Below are 21,311 nucleotides of genomic sequence, written 5' to 3'. Positions count from 1 at the left end.
GGGACCTTTCTCATGCCCGGATGGACAGACCGTGCGAGAACACCTCGCGCGGATCCCATTTCGCCTTCGCGGCCTGCAATGCCGGGTAGTTGTCCTTGAAGTACAGGCGGTGCCACGGCACGCCCGAGTCGTTCAGCGCCGGGTCGGCCAGATCGGCGTCGGCGTAGTTGATGAAGCAGCCGTCGGTCACCTCACCCGGCACCGGCACGCCACCGGTCGCCGCGTACACGTCGGCATAGCATTCCCGGATCCAGCGATCGTGCCGCTCGTCCTCGGACGGATCCGTCCACAGGGTCACGTACAGCATCTTGATGATCGAATCCCGTTGCGCCGCCGCAGTCGCGTCCGACTCCACCGCGTTGATCCGGCCGCCGTAGCTGACCAGGGCAACCATGGCGTACGGGTGCGGGTAGTCCTCGCGGGTCAGCTGCCGGTACAGCGCGTCCAGCTGCGGCTCGGGCAGCGACCGACGCATATAGGTGGACTTCACCTTCCAGCGTGCCACCGCGGCCTCCACGAAGCCGAACCACTCCTTCACCGCGTAGAACCACGGCACCCGGCTGCGGTCGTTGACCGTGTAGGTCGCGCCCGTGCCCTCGGCCATCGCGGCCAGGAACGCGTCCATGGTCTGCTCGGCGTCGGGCTCGTCGGCGTCGATCTGGGTGCTCATCCGGAACGAACCCGCCGACCGGTGCTGGAGTTTGAGCTGGCTGAACAGGCTCAGGTGCGCGGACTCCGGACCCGAGTGGCGTTCGTGCCAGGCCCCGAAATTGCTGACCAGGCGCGCGAATCCGGCCTCGTCCAGCTCGTCCCAGGACCACGAGACGTCGGAGACGATGAGCTCGGCGGGCGGGGCGGGCAGCAGGCGCGCCGGGTCGTCGCCCGCAGCCTCGGGGGAGCGGAACCAAAACCGGGTCACGATGCCGAAATTGCCGCCGCCCGCACCGGTGTGCGCCCACCACAGGTCGCGGTTCGGGTCGTCGGTCTCACGGGTCGCGACGACCGGACGCACCCGGCCGTCGGAGTCGACCACCACCACCTCGACGGCGTACAGGTGATCGACGATCAGCCCGTGCAGCCGCGACAGCGCGCCGTAGCCACCGCCGGCCACATGCCCGCCCGCGCCGACCGTCGGACAGGTGCCGCCGGGCAGCGTGACGCCCCAGCGCTTGTAGAGCGTCGAATAGACCCGGCCCAGGGTCGCGCCCGCGCCGACCGAGAACGCGCCCATCTGCGCGTCGAAATACACGGCGTCCAAGGCGGATACGTCGATGACGGCCCGCACCTTGCCATTGGCGGTGAAGTCCTCGTCGCAGTGGCCGCCGCTGCGCACCACCACGCGCAGCTCGTCGTCGACCGCCTGCTGCAGGGCCTCGACGACCTGCTCGGTGTTCAGGGCCAGGCGGATGTAGTCGGGTGTGCCCACCCATCGGGTATTGGAACCGGAGATCAGCCCGCGATAGCGCGCGTCGTCCGGGCGGATCAACAGCGATTCGGTCATCAGGTCACTTCCTCGTCGAGTGTGGTTGCCGCGGAGGGCAGGTCGGATCAGCTGGCGGCGAAGGCCGCCGGATGCCGGTCGGCGGTGGCGGTCAGCAGCGCGGCCGGACGCCGCCGCTGGGCGGGCCGGCGGCCGGGCCGCAGATCGGAGGTGATGAGCGTGGACTCCCGGGTGCCCGCGATGCGCGCGAAGCGGCCGTGCGCGAGCGAACCCTCGCCGGTGAGCACCACCAGCAGCGGTGCGCACTCGGCACTGTCGAGCAGGGTCTCGAGGAAGTCCAGATTGGCGTGGTCGGCCAGATGGGCGTCCTCGAAGATCAGGGTCATCGGACCCAGACCCGCTTTGGCGCACAGCAATTCGGTCCAGGCGGTGAGCATCTGCCGGACCCGCGCCGGATCGTCGGACTGGGTTCCGGTGGCCAGCGGGTACAGCGCCTCGGCCAGCTTGCGCGCCGCCACCGGCGGACGCAGCGGATGATCCGCCGCCTCGGCCAGCCGCGCCGCGATACTCGCGGGCGCGTCACCCACCTGGAAACCGCACGCGGCGGCCAGCATGGCGCGATGGGTGTCGAGCCGATCCCCGTCACCGAAACGGGCGCACAGGATCAGCTCGGCATCGCTCAGCGCGCGCACGGTGGAGCGGAACGCGCGTGCCACCCGCCGGGCGCTGGTCGCGGCCGGAGCCACCACCGCCACCAGGTGCGAGGCCGCCCGATGCTGGACCCGCTCGCGCAGACCCAGCAGCATCCGCACATCCGGATCGGTCTCGGCGTCGGAATCGTTCGCGACCTCCAGGCCCGCCGCGTACCAGTGCCCGGTCGGGCGCTGCCGATAGCGGATCACGGTCTCCGACTCGCGACGGGTGCGATCGCAGACGGTCACCGAGCCGGTGGGCGCGTCGTGCAGCAGCCGGTCGCATTCGTCGAACAGGTCGGCGTAGCGGTTCGAGGTGCGCAGGTCGGAATACGCCCGGGGGACACGGCCTTCGGCGTCACCGGTCACCACCGCGGCCCGGAACCGCGGCTCCACGCGCGCCCCGAATTCGGTGCGCGCCCCGGTGATCCACTCGTGCGGCCGGATCGCGGCGGCCACCACCTCGGCCACCTCGCACGGCTCCGGGAACGCCGTCATCACCGTGGAGCCGATGACGCCGACCACCGTGCCGCCCAACGACTCCGCGGCCGCCCGGATCGCCGGAAGGTAGCGTTCGCCCATGGTCGGGTTGTCCTCGGACGTGTCCGCCCCACCCGCCTCGATCCGGACCGACAGCACGGTGGAGCGGGTCACCCGGTCGGCCGGAGCGACCACCACCGCCGGCTCGGGCCGCACGGGTTCGACGTCCGGCAACAGCAGCGACGGGCTCTGATTCAGGATGGCCTGCTGCAACGTCTGCAGCTCCGAACCCGGTTCCAGCCCGTAGTTCTCGATCAGGGCATTGCGCCAGGCGGTGTAGACGGCCAGCGCGTCCGACGGGCGGCGGCCGCGGTAGAGCGCCAGCATGAGCTGTCCGCAGGACCGTTCCCGCAGTTGCCCGGAATCGGCCAGCGCGCTGAGCGCGTCCACCACCCGGGCGTGGTTGCCGCGCGCCAGCTCGATCTCGAACAGGTCCTCCGACACCGACATCCGGGCGTCCGTGGCGGCCGCGAGTTCGGGCCAGTCGACCCCGTGCTCGGTGAGGTCGGACAGCGGTGAACCGCGCCACAGCGACAGCGATTCGGTCAGGCGAGCGGCGGCGGTGTCCAGGTCCTCGGCCACGGCTGCGGCGCGGCCGCTGTCGGCCAGGCGATAGAAGCGATGCAGGTCGATGAGGTCGGTGTCGACCTCGAGCACATACCCCGGCGGACGCCGGATCAGCGCGACCGGTCCACTGTTGTCCTCCGGGAACAGATTTCGCAGCGACCACACCGCGTTGTGCAGGATCTTTCGGGCCGAGGTGGGCATGGTTTCGGTGGGCCACAGGGCGTCGAGCAGTCGGCTGGCCGGGACGACGGTATTGGGATGCAGAAGTAGGTACGCGAGGGTTGCCCGCTGTTTCACGCCACCGAGTCGCAATGGCTGGTTCTGGTGCCGGACCTCGAGCGGTCCGAGAAGGCTGAACAACACGATATCCCCTGGTACTTTGGTCCCTGACGGTGCTGAATCACGGACGTCCGGTTTCCGGACGCGCACGGCGCCAACGAATTTCGTCGGTCGGCGGGGTGCGCGGCGGAACGGCAGGGGTCCTGGGACACTGGCGGAACCCTGTTGTCCGAGCGCCTACGGCAATGGAGGCGCTGGTGCGGTGTCGATCTCGGCCCCGGAGTCCTCCCCAGGCCCGATCGGCCAGACCTGACCGGCGCGCATTAACGCCGATCGTGACACGCGCGACATGAACAATCAGGGCCCTGGCGGCGATCCCTTCCCTCGTCGTCGTGGCCTTGTTCGATCGTTCGGGACCATTCTGTCGGAAGGTCCTTCGGGTTCGCTTCGGGCCCACTTCCGCAGGGGCCGTGAGGGTTTCCGATCACCTGATTGAAAAGTGAATTAGATAGGATCGGATCGTGCAGTTCGCGGTATTGGGGTCGTTGGAGGTCGCTACGGATCTGGGCGACCCGGTGTCGATACCGGAGTCGCTGGTGCGGGCGCTGCTCGCCGATCTCATCGCCCATGTGGGGGTCCCGGTCTCCACCGACCGGCTGATCGAGGATCTGTGGCCCGAATCCCCGCCCACCAATCCGACCCGATCGTTGCACACCAAGGTTTCTCAGCTCCGCCGGGCCCTCGAACAGGCCGAGCCGGGTGGCCGAGAACACATCGTCACCACCCCCGCCGGCTACCTGTTCCGGGTCGAGCCGCACCGGCTGGACTCCACCCGATTCCTGGACCTCGTTGCGCGCGCCCAGCATTCGACCGACCTGCGGGCGCGGGCCGACCTGCTGCGCGAGGCCCTGGCGCTGTGGCGCGGACCCGCCTTCGCCGACTTCATCGACCTGCCCTTCGGCGAGGAGAGCTCCGCCTCGCTGAACGAGACCCGCATCGCCGCCCGCAGCGAACTCGTCGAAGCCCGCCTCGAACTCGGCGAACACCGCACGCTCATCGCCGAGATCAACGAACTGGTCCGCGAACACCCGCTGCGGGAACGCCTGCGGTCCATCCAGATGCGCGCGCTCTACCGCTCCGGCCGCGCCGCCGACGCCCTCGACAGCTTCAACGAACTACGCGCCCTGCTCGCCGAGACCCGTGGCGCCGACCCCAGCCGCGAACTCGTCGATCTGCACCGCGCCATCCTCGAACAGCGCGCCGACCTGCAACCCGAACCGGTCCTGGTGGCGGGCCGCACCTTCGGGCACAACCTGCCCTCCCCGCCCAACGCGCTGATCGGTCGGGACGCGGCCGTACACGAGGTGCGGGCCGACACCGCCTCGGATCGGCTCGTCACCCTGGTCGGACCCGGCGGCGTCGGGAAATCCCGGCTCGCCCTGGCGGTCGCGCACAGCCTGGTCGACAGCTTCGTGGACGGCATCTGGCTGGTCGAATTCGACGCCCTGGACCGCTCGCACGGGCCGGAAGTGCTGGCGGACGCGGTGCTCTCGGTGCTGACCGTAGACGTCAACGCGCCACCCGGATCCGGCGGCAAGTCCCTGTCGCCGGGCCTCAACTCGGTGGACCGGGTGGTGGCGTTCCTGCGGGCGCGCCGCGCCCTGCTGGTGCTCGACAACTGCGAGCACGTCGTCGAGGCGGCGGCCCACCTGGTGGAAGCGATCCTCGCCGAATCGGCGAACTGCCGGATCCTGGCGACCAGCCGCGCCCCCCTGGCCGTCCGCGGGGAGCGGATCAGCGCCGTCGAACCCCTGGACCTGCCGCCCGCCGACACCACCGGACCCGAATCGCTCGCCACCGCCAGCGCGGTCCAGCTCTTCGCCGCGCGGGCGCCCGGCCTGCGGGTCGACGCATCCAATATCCACGACATCATCGCCATCTGCCGTCGCCTCGACGGCATCCCGCTCGCCATCGAACTCGCCGCGACCAAGGTGCGGGTGCTCGGCGTCCACGAACTGCTGGTCCAGCTCGACCGGCGCTTCCAGGTCCTCGAAGGCGGCTTCCGGGACTCCCCGGATCGGCACCGCACCCTGCGCGCCGCCATCGACTGGAGCTGGGCGCCGCTCTCGCGCGTCGAACGAAATGTGCTGTGCTGGCTGGCCGTTCACGCCGAGGACTGCTCGCTGGCGGCCACCAAAGCCCTCATCCGCGATCCGGGCGAGGACGGTGAGATCCTCGCCGTGCTCACCCGGCTGGTCGACCAGTCCCTGGTGGTCATGCAGGAATCGCGGCACGGCCCGCGCTACCGGCTGCTGGAATCGATCGCGGCCTACTGCGTCGAATACCTCGAGGCCACCGGCACCCTGCTGGAACTGCGGCTGCGGCACGCCATGCACTACGCCGACCGCGGCGAGCACGCCAGCGCCGAACTGCACGGGCCCGACCAGCGCCGCTGGCTGGAACAGCTCGACGTGGAGTCGCCCAATATCCGCAAGGCCGCCGACTTCGCCATCGTGTGCCGCAACGCCCGGCTCGCCATGCGACTGGTCAACTCGCTGATCTGGTTCGGCTTCCTGCGCGGACGGCTCATCGAGGCGCACCGCTACCTGTCCGCGGTCAGCGCCATGGCCGGGCAGCTGCGGCCGGTCGAACGCGCGACCATCCTGCGCTGGCGGGCGGGCATGGCCCTGCTCATCGGGGAGGCCGGGCAGCTGGTCAGCCCCTCGCCCGCCCTCGACGGCGACGAGACCGACACCGAACTGCGAGCGCTCGCGCGCAGCGAATGGTTTCTCGGCTACGCCCAGTGGTATTCGGGCGCGCTGCCCGAGAGCCAGGACCGCGTCGGCCGGGCCCTGGCCGCCTTCCGGACCCTCGACGACAACTGGGGCATCGCGGCCTCGCTGAGCCTGCGCGCCGCCCAGAACACCGCCCGCAGCGACCTCGCCACCGTCCGCGACCACGCGCAGCTGAGCGCCGCCATCTTCGACGAGGTCGGCGACCGCTGGGGCCGGCTCAAGGCCATCGAGGCGCTGGCGGTGCTCGCCGAATTCGAGGGCCGCTACGACGAGGCCAACGACCTGCACTACGAGGGACTGCAGATCGTGGAGGAACTCGGGCTCTGGACCGAGACCTCCCACAAACTCGCGCTGCTCGGCCGGATCGCCTTGCTGCGCGGCGAATTCCGGACCGCCGACGAACTCCATCACCGGGCCATGCGGCTCGCGGTGAGCCACGCCAACCGGCTGGGGGAGGGGTTCGCCGAGATCGGGCTGGGCCTGAGCGCGCGGCGGCAGGGCCGGCTGGAGGACGCCGAGAAGCACCTCAACCGGTGGCTGGGCTGGCTCGCCGCCATCGAGGCGCACAACGGGGTCGCGCTGGTGCTGGCCGAACTCGGCTTCATCGCCGAGCTGCGCGGCGACGCCGACGCCGCCCGCACCCTGCACACCGAGAGCCTGTCGGCCGCCTCCGTCGCCGGTGACATCCGTGCCGTCGCGCTGGCCGTCGAAGGGCTGGCCGGGGCCGCGGTGATGACCGAGGACTACGAGCGGGCCGCCCGCCTGCTCGGCGCGGCGACCAAGGCGCGGGCCTCCACCGGCGCGCCCCTGGCCAGCGGCGAGCGCATGGACGTCGACCGCATCACCGCCCGGGCCCGCACCGCGCTCGGCCCCGAACGGTTCGCCGCCGAATTCGACCGCGAGGGCGCCATCACCGATACCGGCCAGAGCGTCTCGGTGGCCGAGTTCGCCCGCATCACCACCGACCAGCAGACCCGGCACGTCATCGACGAGGCGGTCGCCGAGGCCATGCTGCTCAGCGACGGCACCGGACTGTGGCCCGAAAAGATCGTGTGAAACGCGGAATGCCCACGGACAGTGGGGCGTTGACCGTCATGGATCGAACCGACCCACACCTCGCAAGGAGACCGCATGTCCGCTTCCTCGCCGCTCATCGACACCGACACCGAATTCGGTGCTCTGGTCACCAAACGTCTGGCGGAGGATGGCATTGTCTGGCTGACCACCGTGAGCCCCAGCGGTACGCCGCAACCCAACCCGGTCTGGTTCCAGTGGGCCAACGGTGAGTTCCTGATCTTCACCCAGCCCGGCACGCCCAAGCTCCGCAATATCGCCGCCGACCCGCGGGTGTCGCTGAACCTCAACAGCACCGCCAGCGGCGGCCAGGTCGTGGTCTTCAACGGCCCCGCCCGCGTCGACACCACCGAGCCGACCCCCGCCGAACTCGACGCCTACGTCGAGAAGTACGCCAAGGGCCTGGTCGAGATCGGCATGACCCGCGAAGAGTTCTTCGCCGACTACTCCGTCCCGGTCCGCATCACCCCGGACCGCCTGCGCGGTTTCTGAGCCTCCTCATCGAACGAGGACGCCCCGGCAGTCGGACGACTGCCGGGGCGTTTCGTGTGCTGTCGATCAGTGGCGGGCGAGCCCGGCCTCGATGGCGGCGATGATGCGCGGGCGCATCTCGACGGTGCTGATGATGGCGTCCACCGAACCCACCTCGACGGCGCGCTGGATGTTGTGCACGCGGTCGAACTCCGCGGCCACCTCACCCAGCTTCTCCGCCCGCACCGAGAAGCGCAGTTCGTCGCGCTCCGCGGTCAGGGTGGCGCGGTCGGTGCCGGAGGCGTTCGTCGCGCGCAGCTCGAAGTCGCGCACCCGCGGGTCGGCCTCGGTGCGCGCGCTGACCTCGCCCGAGAACACGACCGCCGCGGCGGGGGCACCGCCCAGCACGGAGGCGAACGAGCCCTCCAGCGCCAGCACGGTCATGCTCGGGTTCAGGGTCTTCGAGAACACCACGAAGGCGCCGCCGTGGTAGCGGGAGATCACGCAGAACACGATCGGGCCGTCGAAATTGACGATGGCCCGGCCGATCTCGGCGCCGTACTCCAGCTGCACCTTGCGCATCGACTCCGGCGAACCGTCGAAGCCGGACAGGTTGGCCAGCACCACCAGCGGGCGGTTGCCGCTGGCCGCGTTGATCGCTCGCGCCGCCTTCTTCGACGACTGCGGGAAAAGCGTTCCCGCCGTGTAGGTGTCGGGTCCGTCGGTGGCGGGGAAGCCGCGCCGCCCCACGCTCTTGGACTCGATACCCAACAGGCACACCGGGATTCCGCCCAGACGCGCGTCGAAGACGACGGAGGTCTCGGCGTCGGCCATGCCCGCCCACCGCTCCAGCACCTCGTGGTCCTGGTCGGCCAGCGCCCGCATCACGGTGCGAATGTCGAACGGCTTCTTGCGATCCGGGTTCGCGGCGGTGGAGAAGATATCCCCGACGGTCGCGAAGTCGCTGCCCTCCAGCACGTGCGGGAAGTCGGAGACATCGCGGTCGACCGGGTCGGCGGTCTTGCCGCGGCGCGGACCGTCCTCGCCGGGAACCACGTACGAGAAGTCGTAGTGCGCCATCAGGATGTCCCGCGCGGCAAGCAGATTCGGCGCCCAATACTGGGCCTGGCCGTTGGGGCCCATCACACGGTCGTAGCCGCCGATGCCGAAGTTGTCCTCGGCCGAGACCGCGCCCGAGAAGTCCAGCGCCTGCTTGCCGGTCAGCACCATCGCCGACTCCGGCGTCATCACCAGGATGCCCTTGGTGTGCATGAGCATGGTCGCCTCGGCGTTCCAGTACGGCTGCGCACCGACATTGATGCCGTTGACCACGATATTGATCTCGCCGCCGACCTGGGTGAACTCGACGATCCGCTTGAGCGCGGCCGCCACCCAGTCCATGTTCTCGGTGCCCGACTTCATCGAGATGCGGGCGCCCGAGGACAGCGCGTACCACTCCAGCGGCACCCGCAGCGACTCGGCCAGATCGATGGCCGCGATCACCCGGCGGCACTCCGGCTCCGACAACGCGCCCAGCGACTTCGTCGGATCGCCCAGCAGGGCGACACGCATGACACCGGCCGGATGCTGCGGGGTCGGGGTGATGACCACACCGGCCACCAGCGCCGCGCTGTTGCGGCCCTTGGGCCGGTCCACCGGCACCAGGGTGTTCGAGGCGTCGAGGTCGTACTCGCTGAACTCACCCAGCAGGCCGGTCAATTCGTACGGGTAGACGGTGTTGCGGCTACCCGCGCGCAGCACCTTCTGTCGGTACTCGTCGAGCGGCTCGACCGCGTCGTCGGTGCGCTCACCGACGCTCACCTGGACACCGCCGGTCGCGTCGAAGGAGACGCGCACCGCGATCTTCTCCAGCTGACCGGTCTGCGGATCCCGTTGCCGGGCGATGAGCAGAATCTCCTCGAGGCCCGCGCCCGCCGTCATCGGCAGCACGTGCCCGGCGATCACCGTCTCCAGCTCGCTGCGGGTCACATCGACCACCGGCCAGATGTACATGACGATCCGGTTGGTGTTGAACCGCTTGTTCGACGGCCGCTGCGCCTGGGCGCGGCGGATGGAGTCGAGGCAGGTGGCGATGGTGCTCTCCGCGGTGGGCAGCACCAGCAGGCGGCCGTCGTGCTCGCGCAGCGCGGCCAGGTCGCGCACCTGCGCGAACGCGATCAGACGGTCGTCGGCCGGATTCTCCTTGGCCACCGCGCGGAACAGGTACACCTCTTCGTCGTCCGAGGACGGCAGGCGGGTGAGGTCGAACTTGCGCAGCCGGCGCATCTGCATGCGCTGGGCGATGTACGGGTGCAGACCGCGGATCAGCCGCTCCTCCGACATCCCCGTGGTCGCCGGCCGGAAGGTGAAGTGGTGGTGCATGACCGCGCCACCGCTGCCCGCCACCGTGCAGGTGATCCGGTGCACCTGACCCGGAAGCGGCTGTCCGGCAAGCGCTTCCTGCAGCGCCACCGCCATCGCCTCGAAGTCCTCCGGCTGCTTCTCCCAGCTGAGGTAGATGTCGGCCTCGACGGACGAGGAATCACGCGCCACCTCGGCCAGTCCGCGCAGCACGGTGTCGAGCGCGTCGAAGCTCACCGCCGCCGACACCAGGTTCACGCCCCGGCGCTCGGCGATGACGAAACGCTGCCCGTTCGACTCCTCGGTCCGCACATCGGTGAGGTCCTTGTTGCCGTAGTAGCGCCGCGTCAGCACCTCCAGCATGGCGGTGTTGTCGGTGCTGCCGCGGACCAGACGCTGACCCAGCAGACGCACCAGCGGCTCGGTCGCCCGCACCATGTCCGCGATGCGGTCGGTGCGCTCGGCCGTATCCGGCTGGGCGTCCAGGAAACTCAGGTGCTTGCGCACGGTGGTGTACACCCGGGCGCGGTTGCGGCGCAGCAGCGGGTGGGCGTACCAGGCGTACGCCACACCACGCGCGAGGTCGGCCAGACCCGGGAACCGGAACTGCGTCGCGGTCACCAGGCGTTCCAGCGCCAGACCGGCGGGCTCGCGCAGCGCGCGGTCCGGCACCGGCTCGCTCAGCCACTCGCGCAGCAGCGCGGTGATGACGGTGACCGTTCCGGCCGGCCGCTGCTGGGCCAGGAAGATGCGGAAGACCGCCGCCTCCAGGTCCGACGAGCGATCCAGCTCGGCGACACCGTAGTGCGCGAACGCCGCGCTCAGATCCGCCCGATACGACTCGGGCAGCCCGGCCCGCTCTACATCGAGGCTCTGCATGTAGGTGTGGAAGAACTCGCGGGCGCTGTGCACGTGGCCCTGCGAGCCATTGTCCTCCCAGGACCGGTTGTGGCTCAGCTCGGCCAGATCCGCGAAGACCTGTACCAGCTCGATTTCCTCGGACAGCGGACGGCGGTTGTCGGCGACGGCCGCCCGGCGCACGGCCAGGTAGTCGTCGAGCACCCGCTGCTCGTCGTGCGGGTCCACGTCGAAGCCGAGCAGCAGGCTGCGCAGATCCTGCAGGCTGCGGGTCAGGCCCTCGTGCGGCAGGACCGGCGCGGGCGCGCCCGGCAGATCCAGCTCGACCGTGGCGGCCGGAGCGGCGTTCTCGGTCTCGGTGTCATCGGCGATCGGCTCCAGCCGCAGCAGCGGCGCGCCGGTCTCCACCTGGGAGCCGACCGCGACCGCGCTCTCCTTGAGCCGGGCCCGGAACGGCGCGCGCAGCACGGTTTCCATCTTCATGGACTCCAGCACCAGCACGGGCGCGCCCGCCTCGACCTCGTCGCCGACAGTCAGCGGGGTGGCGACCACCAGCGCGGGAGCGGGGGAGCGGACCACGCCGCCCTCGTCGCGGCTGATCCGGTGCGTCACGCCCTCGATGTCGACCAGGGTGACCGGTCCGTGAGTGCCGGTGACGACCCGGAAACGGCTGCCGTTCACCACGATCTGGCCGGTGTGCCGGTCGAAACGCTCCAGATCCACATCGGCCGAACGCATATCGCCGCCGGCTTCGATCCCGATCCGGAAGCGGTGCGCGCCGATACGCGCGACCCGCACCCGGTAAGCGGCGCCGCGCAGCTTCAGGTCGTGCGGGCGGCCGCTCTCGTGCTGCACCTGCGGACGGCCACCGGCCGCCGTGGACAGCAGGCGCACACGCTCGGCCCGCTCTTCCTCCTCGTAGGCGTCGATCGCGGCCACGGCCACGGCGATCGCCGAGTGCCGGTGCGAGACCAGGCGGCCCTGCGCGCGGACGCGGTCGATCCAGCCGGTGTCGGCGCTGCCGTCGATCACCTCGGGCTGCTCGAGCAGGTCGAGCACGAAACTCTTGTTGGTGGAACCGCCTTCGATGACCACACGGGTCTGCGACATGGCGCGGCGCAGGCGGCCCAGCGCCTCGTCGCGGTCGCGGCCGTAGGCGATGATCTTGGCGATCATGGAGTCGAAGTCGGCGGGGATCGTATCGCCCTCGCTGACACCGGTATCCACGCGAATGCCGGGTCCGGCGGGCAGATCCAGACGGGCGATCCGGCCCGGGGCGGGCGCGAAGTCACGGTCGGGGTCCTCGGCATTGAGCCGGGCCTCGATGGCGTGGCCGCGCTCGGCGGGCGGCTGACCCTCGAGCTTGCCGCCGGAGGCCACGTGCAGCTGCGCGCGCACCAGGTCGAATCCGGTGGTGGACTCGGTGATCGGGTGCTCGACCTGCAGACGGGTATTGACCTCGAGGAAGGCGAACAGTTCGTCGCCCGGGTGATACAGGAACTCGACCGTCGCCGCGCCGCGGTAACCCACCGCGATCGCCAGCCGCTCGGCCGAGGCCTTCAGTTCGGCGGCTTGCTCGGGACGCAGCACCGGCGAGGCCGACTCCTCGATGACCTTCTGGTTGCGCCGCTGCACCGAGCAGTCGCGCACGCCCAGCGCCCACGCGGTGCCCTGACCGTCGGCGATCACCTGCACCTCGACGTGGCGGGCGCCGGTGACCAGACGCTCCAGGAACACCACGCCGCTGCCGAAGGCGCGCGCGGCCTCCTGCCGGGTCCGCTCGTAGGCGTCGACCAGCTCGTCGGCATTGGTGATCATGCGGATACCGCGACCACCACCACCGGCGGTGGCCTTCAACATCAGCGGATAGCCGATGTCCTCGGCCGCGGCCAGCGCGGCCTCGACGGTCTCGACGCCGCCGCGGCTCCACGGCGCGACGGGCACGCCGACCTCCTCGGCGATCAGCTTCGCGCCGATCTTGTCACCGAGCTTGCGCATGGCGTCGGGGCTGGGACCGATGAAGGTCACCCCGATCTGCTCGCACAGTTCGGCGAAGGCCGGATCCTCGGCCACGAAACCCCAACCGACCCACGCCGAATCGGCGTTGGTCGCCTTGAGCGCCTGCTCGAGCGCCTTCAGATCCAGGTACGGGCGCGCCGCGGCGGGCCCGAGGTCGTAGGCGATATCGGCCTCACGGACGAAGGTCGCGTTGCGATCCACATCGGTGTGCAGCGCGATCGTCTGGATCTGCAGGCCGGTCTCGGCCGCCAGATCCCGCACAGCGTGAATGAGGCGTACCGCGGCTTCACCGCGGTTCACAATGGCAATACGGCTGAACACCCGTCAGCTCCTTTATGTTGCGAAGGCCCGGTCGGGCAGCGTTTGGACTGCCGGTCACCGGTAGTGTGCACGTCTGCTGCTCTCGATACCACCGCGGTAGGGGGTTACTCGTACGTATCGTGGGCAAAGCGTCATCTGAGGCCGTGACTGTGGGAGGCGATCCGAGTGTCCGACATCCTCGACGTACTGCACTCGCGATGGGCGGAATCCGCGGCGGAGGCCATCCTGACCGGCGAGGAACACCCGACCCTTACCCTCACCACCCACGAGGTGGTGGACCTGATCGCCCAACTCGCCGCCCTACGCCACGCGGTCGACAGCGCCGCCGCATCCTTCGAACGTATCCGCGTGGCGCTGAACCAGCACACCGCGCACCCTGAAGCCCAGGCCCGCCAGGCCGCCAGCATCGCGCGGCATGCCGCCGACACCCTGGCCCGCCGTGACCGGGACGTCGCCTGAACCGGGGTCGTGCTCCCGAACCGGCGTCGTGAGGCCATACGGCCCCGCGGTCATCGCGGGTTCGAACTCCACGACAGCGCGCGCACCAGGGCGTCGAGCGCGGCCGGGTAGGCGCTCTCGGACGGCGCCGCGAATCCCACGACGAGGCCCTGCGGCCGGTCGGGACGCCCCTCGTGGGAGAGCCACATTCCGGACAGGCCCTCGAGCGCCAGGCCGTACTCGCGTGCGCGGGACAGGACTTCGGCCTCGGTCAGGCCGGCGGGCTCGAGCCGGATCAGCGCGTGCAGTCCGGCGGCGATCCCGGACAGGGCGAAACCCGTCAGCGGTCGCCCCGCCCGAGGTTTCAGACGATCGGCGAGCAGATCGCGGCGGCGGCGATAGCGCAGCCGAGAGGCGCGGATGTGCCGGTCGTAGGCGTGTGAGGTGATCAGCTCGGCCAGCGTCAGCTGCCCGAGCGTCTCCGAGTGGTGGTCGGCCAGGCGTTTGGCCTCGGCGACCGGGCCGACCAGGTGCGGCGGGAGCACCATCCAGGCCAGGCGCAGTCCCGGGCCGAGCGTCTTGGACGCCGTGCCGAGGTAGACGACGTGGTCCGGCGCGATGCCCTGGATCGCGCCGACCGGTTGCCGGTCGTAGCGGAATTCGCCGTCGTAGTCGTCCTCGATGACCAGCCGTCCGCCCCGGGCCCAGTCGGCGAGGTGTTGCCGTCGCGCCGGGCTCAGCGTCGAACCGATCGGGAACTGGTGACTCGGCGTGACGACCGCGGCCGTGACACCGTCGAATTCGGTCGTGCCGAGCAGGTTCACGCGCGCGCCGTCGCCGTCGACCGGCAGCGGCCGCACGACGGGTCCGGCGGCTCGCACCGTGTCGCGGAACGACGGAATGTAGGGGTCCTCCATGGCGATGGCGGTCGTGCCGGATGCGGTCAGCACTGTGCCGATCAGTGCCAACGCCTGCTGGACGCCGGTGGTGACGATGATCCGGTCCGGTGTGGCCAGCACGCCGCGGGTGCGGCCCAGATAGTCGGCCAGCGCGGATCGCAGTTCGATCCGCCCGCACGGATCGCCGTACCCGAACGCGTCCGCCGGTGCCGCGCCGAGGGCCTTCCGGGCCGCGCCGAGCCAGGCGGTGGTGGGAAAGCGGCTGATGTCGGGACTGCCCGCGCGCAGATTGTGGCGTGGCGCCGCGGTTTTCGGGCTGCCGACGATAGGCGGGGTGACCGGGCCGGGGGTGGCGACAGCATCGGCGACGCGCGTGCCCGAGCCTTGCCGCGCGGTCAACAGCCCCTCCGCGATCAGCTGGTCGTACGCCGCGCTGACCGTCCCGCGCGAGAGTCCGAGTTCGACGGCCAGGGTTCGGCTGGGCGGCAGGCGCTCCCCGGCGGCGAGCCGGCCGTCCCGGATCGCCTCGCGCAACGCCTGCTCCACGCCGACCCGCCGTCCCGCCCCCGGCTCGACGAGCAGATGCAGATCCACACCAGAATTGGACCAGGAATTTGCCATCGGATTGGCTCCTAACATTGGTCCATTATCGGCCTACCGTCGAAGCATGACAACGAAAACCAGCGCATACGTCCAGCCGACCACCCGCCTCGCCATCGACGACCTGACCCCCGAGATCGCCAAGGCCATGAACGGCCTCGAGCGTGCCGCGCAACGGTCGTCCCTGGAGAAGCCGCTGCGCGAACTGGTGAAACTGCGCGTCGCCCAGATCAACGGCTGCGTGTACTGCGTCGACATGCACTCCCGCGACGCCATGGCCGCCGGGGACACCGCGCGCCGGGTGAACCTGGTCGCGGTGTGGCGCGAGGCCCCCTTCTTCACCCCGCGCGAGCGTGCCGCCTTCGACCTCGCCGAGGCCATGACCCGAATCGCCGACAGCGAAGTCGACGACGCCGTCTGGCAGGAGGCCGCGGCCCGATTCTCCGAATCGGAACTCGCCGAACTGGTCTGGCACATCGCGATCATCAACACCTGGACCCGGCTGGGCGCGACCACCCGCGCCTGGACCCTCCCCGGCGACGAGAACGACTGAACCCCAACCCGATCCGACACCCGCACCGTGAGGAGTCCGACCATGCCCGCCGTCGTCATCACCTACTGCAAGCCCTGCGGCTACCTGAAGCGCGCCCGCGCCGCCGCCGACGCCCTCGACACCGAGCTCGGTATCGCACCGGAACTGGTCCCGGGCTCAGGCGGTGTGTACCGCGTCACGGTGGACGGCCAGACCGTGGCCACCAAGACGCGCCAGGGTTTCCCCACCCCGGAAGACATCGTCAAAGCTGTTGCCGAGCACGGGAAGTAGCCGAAAACGAACGAAGCCCCTGACCGGATTGCCTGGTCAGGGGCTTCGTATTGTGCGCCATCAGGGACTCGAACCCCGAACCCGCTGATTAAGAGTCAGCTGCTCTGCCAATTGAGCTAATGGCGCGTGCTACTCCGCCGGGGGCCTCGGTCTTGCGCTCCGGGCTCTCTGCGGTGCGGATAGAACATTAACAGGGATGGTTGCGGAAAGTGAAATCGCCCCTCTGAGCTCGTGGTTCTTCGAGTTGTTGAGGGTTGTTAACACGGCGGGGGCGATCTCGGATGTTGTGGGGGAAGCCTTTGGAGGGTGGCCGAGCTGCCCGCCGAGACGTGAAGTGGGGTTGCGATGGGTGAGTGGCGAGGCGGACGGCGGTCCGGGAAGCTACTGGGGGCCGGGGTGGTGCTGTCCGTGGTGGCATTGGCGTTGGTCGGCTGCTCCTCCGGTGGCAAGGGTCAGTCGTCCTCGGTGGCAATCGATTCCAACCCGATCAGCGAACTGATGAAGCCGAAGCTGATCTCCCCGGTGAAGGACGGCGACAAGGGCGTGGCGCCCGGCGAGCTGAACCTGAAGGTGGAGGACGGCAGGTTCACCGCTGTCGCGCTGAGCAGTCCGGACGGCAAGCAGGTGCCGGGTGAGCTCGCCGCCGACGGCCGCTCGTGGAAGTTGGCCGAGCAGCTGGGATTCGGGCGCACCTACAAGCTGGCGGTCGAGGCCATCGGCCTGGGCGGGGCGACCACCTCGGTGATGAGTTTCACCACGATCTCCCCGAACAACCGCACGCACCCGTATCTGCTGCCCGCCGAGAACGACGTGGTCGGCATCGGTCAGCCGGTGGCGGTGCAGTTCGACGAGAACATTCCGGACCGTAAGGCCGCGCAGAACGCGATCAAGATCACCACGACCCCGGCGGTCGAGGGCGCGTTCTACTGGGTCAACAATCGTGAGGTGCGCTGGCGGCCGCAGAACTTCTGGACCCCGGGCACCAAGGTCGACATCGCGGTCAACGCCTACGGCCACGACCTGGGCGGTGGCCTGGTCGGCGACAGCGACATCCATTCCAGCTTCACCATCGGCGATGCCACCGTCTTCACCTCCGACGACAACACCAAGATCGTCACCGTGGAGCGCAACGGCGAGGTGATCAAGACCATGCCCACCTCCATGGGCAAGGACTCCACCCCCACCGACAACGGCGTCTACATCGTCGGCGACAAGTTCGACCGCATCATCATGGACTCCTCCACCTACGGCGTCGCGGTGAACTCGCCCAACGGCTACAAGACGCCCGTGGACTGGGCGACCCGAATCTCGTACTCGGGCATCTTCTTCCACTCGGCCCCGTGGTCAGTGGGTGCGCAGGGCTATTCGAACACCAGCCACGGCTGCCTGAACCTGAGCCCGTCCGACGCCAAATGGGTCTACGAGAACGTCAAACGCGGTGACATCACCATCGTGAAGAACACCGTCGGCGGCACCCTGTCCGGCGTGGACGGGCTGGGCGACTGGAACATCCCCTGGGAGCAGTGGAAGGCGGGCAACGCCGACCGCGCCTGAACTACGGCGTCGAAGACATGGCAGAAGGGGCATCAGCATTGCGCTGATGCCCCTTCGACCATGCTCGACGGGAGGCTGAGAATCAGCCGATGGTGCCCGGACCGTTGGGGCCGCAGCCGAGGGCGGCGAGGCCGGACAGCGCCGAGGCGGTGCCCATGACGGTGCACGTGCCGGGTTCCGCGGAGTTGGTGTTCGACGAACCGACCGCACCGCCCAGCTTGAAGCCGGAGGAACCGGTGACCAAGGCCTCGATCGGGCTCTTCGGCGCGGGGTCCTTGCTGGTCGGGCACGGGGTGGTGGTCGTGGCCGTCGCGGGGCCCGCGGTGACGGTGCAGCCGGGCGTGGTGTCCGGAGTGGTGGTGCCCGGCGTCGTCGTGGTCGGCGACGTGGTCGACGGAGTCGTCGTCGTGGTGTCGATGAGGGCGATCTCCGCCATAGCGGCGGGCGCGGCGGGCAGCAGTGCCGCAACGGCTAGCAAAGTGGTTACGGCGTAACGGTTCACGTGCGAAAATCCTTCGGATCGAGCGTGGTCGGGGCCCCGACTCCCCAGATGGTCCTGAGCAGTCTACGAAGATCGCGTGACCTGCGCCGCAAAATGCGACACACTGACGTTTCTCTCACATTCCGACGCGCGCCACCGCCCGCACCGGAGCCCCGTCCGCCCCGGGCAGCCGCAAGGGCAACAGTGACACTTCCACCCGCTGACCGGCCTCCTGCGCCGCCAGTACCGCCGCCAGACCGGTCAGATTCTCCGCGATCACCGCGTGCGCCCCGCACAGGATCCGATGCACCGGAATCTCCTCGACCGGGGTCGGGTCGACACTGAGCGCGTCGATGCCGACGGTCCGCACCCCCGACGCGATCAGATACTCGGCGGCCGCCACGGTCAGATGCGGATGGTTCAGGTACTCGTGCGTGCCCCAGTGCTCCGACCATCCGGTCGCCACCAGCACGATCACGCCCGCCGCCACCCGCCCCTCGAAGTACTCGCGCCCGATCGACCCGCCCGCGCCCGCGGCCCGCGCGTCCACCACCACGGCCGGTCCGGTGAACCGTTCCAGCGGCAGCTCGTCGAGGGCGGGCAGGGCGTCGTCGATGTGCCGGGGCGCGTCCACGTGCGTGCCCGTCTGCGAACCCATGTCCAGGTGCAGCACATTGACGCCGTCGAGGGCCACGGTCAGCGCGGGCCGCACGGTCACCTCGGGATCGCCCGGGTAGACGGGCATTCCGGATCGGATCGGCACCGAGAGATCGAGGATGCGCATGTCAGTCGTGCTCCGGCGCGGTGGCCCGCAGCAGCCAGCAGGCGGCGGTGAAATGGGCCGCGCCGTCGCGGACGAAGGGTTCGAAGGCGGCGCGGACGACCTCGACGACCTTCGCACGGGTCGTCTCGTCGGCCTCGAGCAGTGCCAAGCCGACCGGTCCCAAGCGGGAGACGTAGCCGGTGAGCTCGGATTCGGGCATCGCGCAGTCGGCGTCGATCGGGGTGATGTCGATCTCGGTCCAGCCGGCGTCGGCGAGGATCCCGGCCACCCGATCGCGGTCGGCGAACCCGAATTGCCCGGGGGCGTCCGGGATTCGGGGCCCGAGATCGGGCAGCAGCGGGGCGGCCGCGTCTTCCGCGGTGGTGAAGAACGGGTTGTCGGCGGCGGCTCGCCACACGACACAGGCCAGCCGTCCGCCGGACCGGGTGGCGTGGCGCAGATTGGCGAACGCGGCCACCGGGTCGGCGAAGAACATCACCCCGAAGCGGGACATGACGAGGTCGTAGACCGCGGGGTCGAAGGTGTGGGTCTGGGCGTCGGCGCACACGAAATCCACCGGGAGGCCCGCCTGTTCGGCATTGGCGCGGGCCGCCTCGAGCATCGGCTCGGCGATGTCGACGCCGGTGCAGCGCGCGCCCGTCGCGCGGGCCACGGCCAGGGTGGTGCCGCCGGTGCCACAGCCGACATCCAGCACCCGCCGGGCGCCGTCGGTGCGGGCGGTCTCGACCAGCAGATCCTCGAGCGGCCGCAGCACCCGGCCGATCAGGTCCTGGAAGTCGACCCAGGCAGTGCCGGAGGTGGCCCAGCGGTCGGATTGATCCTTGTCGAGCGGTGTCGTCATGATCGCTGTCCTTCATCGGGGAACGGACGGAGAACTACACTGTCTCAATTCAAGCCGACTTGAGGTCAAGTTCGAGGTAACCCCGATGACCAGCCTGGATATCGCCGAGGTGGTGCGCCGCACCGGCGTCCCCGCCTCGACCCTGCGCTACTACGAGGAACGCGGCCTGATCGCGTCCACCGGCCGGCGCGGCCTGCGCCGCCAGTTCGACAGTTCGGTGCTCGAACAGCTGGCCCTCATCTCGCTGGGCCGCACCGCCGGATTCTCCCTCGACGACATCGTGCTGGTCTTCGGCCCGCAGGGCGAACTCCGGGTGGATCGGGTCCTGCTCACCGGCAAGGCCGACGAATTGGACCGCACCATCACGCAAATGACCACGGTGCGGGACGGCCTCCGGCATGCCGCCGCCTGTCCGGCCCCGAGTCACGCCGAATGCCCGAGCTTCCGGCGCATCCTGCTGGGCGCGATGGCGGGCGAGATCGACGTCACCGGGGCGGTGAGCGGACCGAAATGACTGCGTGACAGGTCATTTCAGCGCACGGCGTGCACGGCCTCCTTGGTGAGCGCGGCCACCAGCGGATTGTCGTAGGCCGCGTCCTTGTCCGGTTTGGCGGTGAGCACCACGATCACCAGCGGCGCGGACCCGTCGGCGGGCCAGCTGACGGCGGCGTCGTTGGCGGTGCCGTAGTCGCCGGAACCGGTCTTGTCGCCGGTCTTCCAGTCCGCGGGCAGTCCGGCGCGGATGCGGGCGTCGCCGGTGGTGTTGGCGAGCAGCCACGCGGTCAGCTGCTTGCGTTCCGGATCGGCGAGGGTATTGCCGACGACCAGCTTCCGATAGTCGCCGGCCAGGGCGGCCGGGGTCGTGGTGTCCCGCTCGTCGCCCGGGATATCGGTGTTGAGCTCCGGTTCCCAGCGGTCGCTGCGCGTCTTGTCGTCGCCGAGCAACCGCAGGAACTGGGTCAATCCCTGTGGGCCGCCGAGCAATTCGAGCAGCTGATTGCCCGCGGTGTTGTCGCTGCGGGTGATGGCGGCGTCACAGAGTTCGCTCACCGACATCCCCGTGTCCACCCGGGTGCTGGTGACCGGTGAACCCGTCACCACCTTGTCCGCGCCGAAATGGATGACCTGGTCGAAGAATCCGCTGGCGAGGGGATGCAGCTTCAGCAGCGCGCCGCAGGCCAGGCCCTTGAACGTGGAGTTGAAGGTGAAGCGCTCGTCCTGCCGGTAGCCGACGGTCTTGCCGGTGCCGGTGTCGATCACGAAGACGCCCGCCCGCGCGCCGTGCTGCTCCTCGAGCGCCCGCAGGGCGGCGTCGCCCGGCGCGGCCGTGGTCGACGGCTCGTCGTGGGTGGCCTCGCTTTTCGAGTCGGTGCCGCACGCCGCGAACAGCGGCGTGAGCACGAGTAGTGATGCCAGGGCGCGGTATTTCAGGGTCGGCAAAACAAGCCTTTCAATCGGTTTCGAGCGGTGTGG

The 21,311-nt window shown here is 69.8% G+C and carries 15 protein-coding genes and 1 tRNA gene; 7 read left to right on the top strand and 9 right to left on the bottom strand.

The genetic code is table 11. The features are described 5' to 3' along the window. Positions 1-10 precede the first annotated feature (10 nt). Positions 11-1,501 carry an FAD-binding oxidoreductase gene (locus tag ACFYTS_RS29475; protein ID WP_387308784.1) on the bottom strand — a complete coding sequence of 497 codons (1,491 nt, stop codon included), beginning with the start codon at positions 1,499-1,501 and terminating at the stop codon, positions 11-13. A gap of 47 nt (positions 1,502-1,548) precedes the next feature. Further along, positions 1,549-3,537, bottom strand: coding sequence for a BTAD domain-containing putative transcriptional regulator (locus ACFYTS_RS29470; RefSeq protein ID WP_387308781.1), 1,989 nt, complete (start codon positions 3,535-3,537; stop codon positions 1,549-1,551). A 503-nt stretch (positions 3,538-4,040) separates the two neighbouring features. Here ACFYTS_RS29470 and ACFYTS_RS29465 point away from each other — a divergent pair. Then, on the top strand, positions 4,041-7,370 hold the full coding sequence (locus tag ACFYTS_RS29465) for a BTAD domain-containing putative transcriptional regulator (protein ID WP_387308778.1): 3,330 nt from the start codon (positions 4,041-4,043) through the stop codon (positions 7,368-7,370). A 75-nt stretch (positions 7,371-7,445) separates the two neighbouring features. After that, positions 7,446-7,880 carry a TIGR03667 family PPOX class F420-dependent oxidoreductase gene (locus ACFYTS_RS29460; RefSeq protein ID WP_357284353.1) on the top strand — a complete coding sequence of 145 codons (435 nt, stop codon included), beginning with the start codon at positions 7,446-7,448 and terminating at the stop codon, positions 7,878-7,880. A gap of 66 nt (positions 7,881-7,946) precedes the next feature. On the opposite strand, the gene ACFYTS_RS29455 is transcribed toward ACFYTS_RS29460, so the two are convergent. Beyond that, positions 7,947-13,418 (bottom strand): carboxyl transferase domain-containing protein, encoded by a 5,472-nt coding sequence (locus ACFYTS_RS29455; RefSeq protein ID WP_387308776.1) that lies wholly within the window; start codon positions 13,416-13,418, stop codon positions 7,947-7,949. Between the two features lie 165 nt (positions 13,419-13,583). Between ACFYTS_RS29455 and ACFYTS_RS29450 the strand changes: the two genes are divergently transcribed. Continuing rightward, the gene (locus ACFYTS_RS29450) at positions 13,584-13,877 is read left to right on the top strand and encodes a hypothetical protein (protein WP_379100899.1); all 294 of its coding nucleotides are present in this window, start codon (positions 13,584-13,586) and stop codon (positions 13,875-13,877) included. Between the two features lie 50 nt (positions 13,878-13,927). Here the strand turns inward: ACFYTS_RS29450 and ACFYTS_RS29445 are convergent, their stop codons facing one another. Continuing rightward, complete coding sequence (locus ACFYTS_RS29445; RefSeq protein ID WP_357284361.1) at positions 13,928-15,376, bottom strand: PLP-dependent aminotransferase family protein; 1,449 nt, start codon at positions 15,374-15,376, stop codon at positions 13,928-13,930. 46 nt (positions 15,377-15,422) lie between these two features. Here ACFYTS_RS29445 and ACFYTS_RS29440 point away from each other — a divergent pair, with 46 nt between their 5' ends. Together ACFYTS_RS29440 and ACFYTS_RS29435 are read left to right on the top strand one after the other, a co-directional pair. Further along, the gene (locus ACFYTS_RS29440) at positions 15,423-15,908 is read left to right on the top strand and encodes a carboxymuconolactone decarboxylase family protein (RefSeq protein WP_357284364.1); all 486 of its coding nucleotides are present in this window, start codon (positions 15,423-15,425) and stop codon (positions 15,906-15,908) included. Positions 15,909-15,950: 42 nt separating this feature from the next. Next, positions 15,951-16,178, top strand: a complete 228-nt coding sequence (locus ACFYTS_RS29435; protein WP_357284367.1) for a SelT/SelW/SelH family protein — start codon at positions 15,951-15,953, stop codon at positions 16,176-16,178. Between the two features lie 53 nt (positions 16,179-16,231). Here the strand turns inward: ACFYTS_RS29435 and ACFYTS_RS29430 are convergent. Next, positions 16,232-16,304: transfer RNA gene (locus ACFYTS_RS29430), tRNA-Lys, on the bottom strand. 219 nt (positions 16,305-16,523) lie between these two features. Here ACFYTS_RS29430 and ACFYTS_RS29425 point away from each other — a divergent pair. After that, complete coding sequence (locus tag ACFYTS_RS29425) at positions 16,524-17,732, top strand: Ig-like domain-containing protein (protein WP_357284370.1); 1,209 nt, start codon at positions 16,524-16,526, stop codon at positions 17,730-17,732. A gap of 82 nt (positions 17,733-17,814) precedes the next feature. On the opposite strand, the gene ACFYTS_RS29420 is transcribed toward ACFYTS_RS29425, so the two are convergent. The 3 genes from ACFYTS_RS29420 to ACFYTS_RS29410 all read right to left on the bottom strand — a co-directional run bounded on the left by ACFYTS_RS29420 (position 17,815) and on the right by ACFYTS_RS29410 (position 19,838). Then, the gene (locus ACFYTS_RS29420; protein WP_379100914.1) at positions 17,815-18,234 is read right to left on the bottom strand and encodes a hypothetical protein; all 420 of its coding nucleotides are present in this window, start codon (positions 18,232-18,234) and stop codon (positions 17,815-17,817) included. Positions 18,235-18,349: 115 nt separating this feature from the next. Beyond that, positions 18,350-18,997, bottom strand: a complete 648-nt coding sequence (locus tag ACFYTS_RS29415; protein ID WP_387308772.1) for a cyclase family protein — start codon at positions 18,995-18,997, stop codon at positions 18,350-18,352. Position 18,998: 1 nt separating this feature from the next. Next, positions 18,999-19,838, bottom strand: a complete 840-nt coding sequence (locus ACFYTS_RS29410; RefSeq protein ID WP_357284378.1) for a class I SAM-dependent methyltransferase — start codon at positions 19,836-19,838, stop codon at positions 18,999-19,001. Between the two features lie 85 nt (positions 19,839-19,923). Here ACFYTS_RS29410 and ACFYTS_RS29405 point away from each other — a divergent pair, with 85 nt between their 5' ends. Then, positions 19,924-20,352, top strand: coding sequence for a helix-turn-helix domain-containing protein (locus ACFYTS_RS29405; protein ID WP_387308770.1), 429 nt, complete (start codon positions 19,924-19,926; stop codon positions 20,350-20,352). Positions 20,353-20,369: 17 nt separating this feature from the next. Here the strand turns inward: ACFYTS_RS29405 and bla are convergent, their stop codons facing one another. Beyond that, entirely contained in the window at positions 20,370-21,278 is a 909-nt protein-coding gene (gene bla / locus ACFYTS_RS29400; protein WP_387308769.1) for a class A beta-lactamase, read from the bottom strand. Positions 21,279-21,311: the final 33 nt, after the last annotated feature.

Source organism: Nocardia sp. NPDC004151 (assembly GCF_042874235.1).
Taxonomy (GTDB): Bacteria; Actinomycetota; Actinomycetes; order Mycobacteriales; family Mycobacteriaceae; genus Nocardia.
Note: the sequence above shows the minus strand (reverse complement) of the source record. Positions and strands in the feature narration are given on the sequence as shown.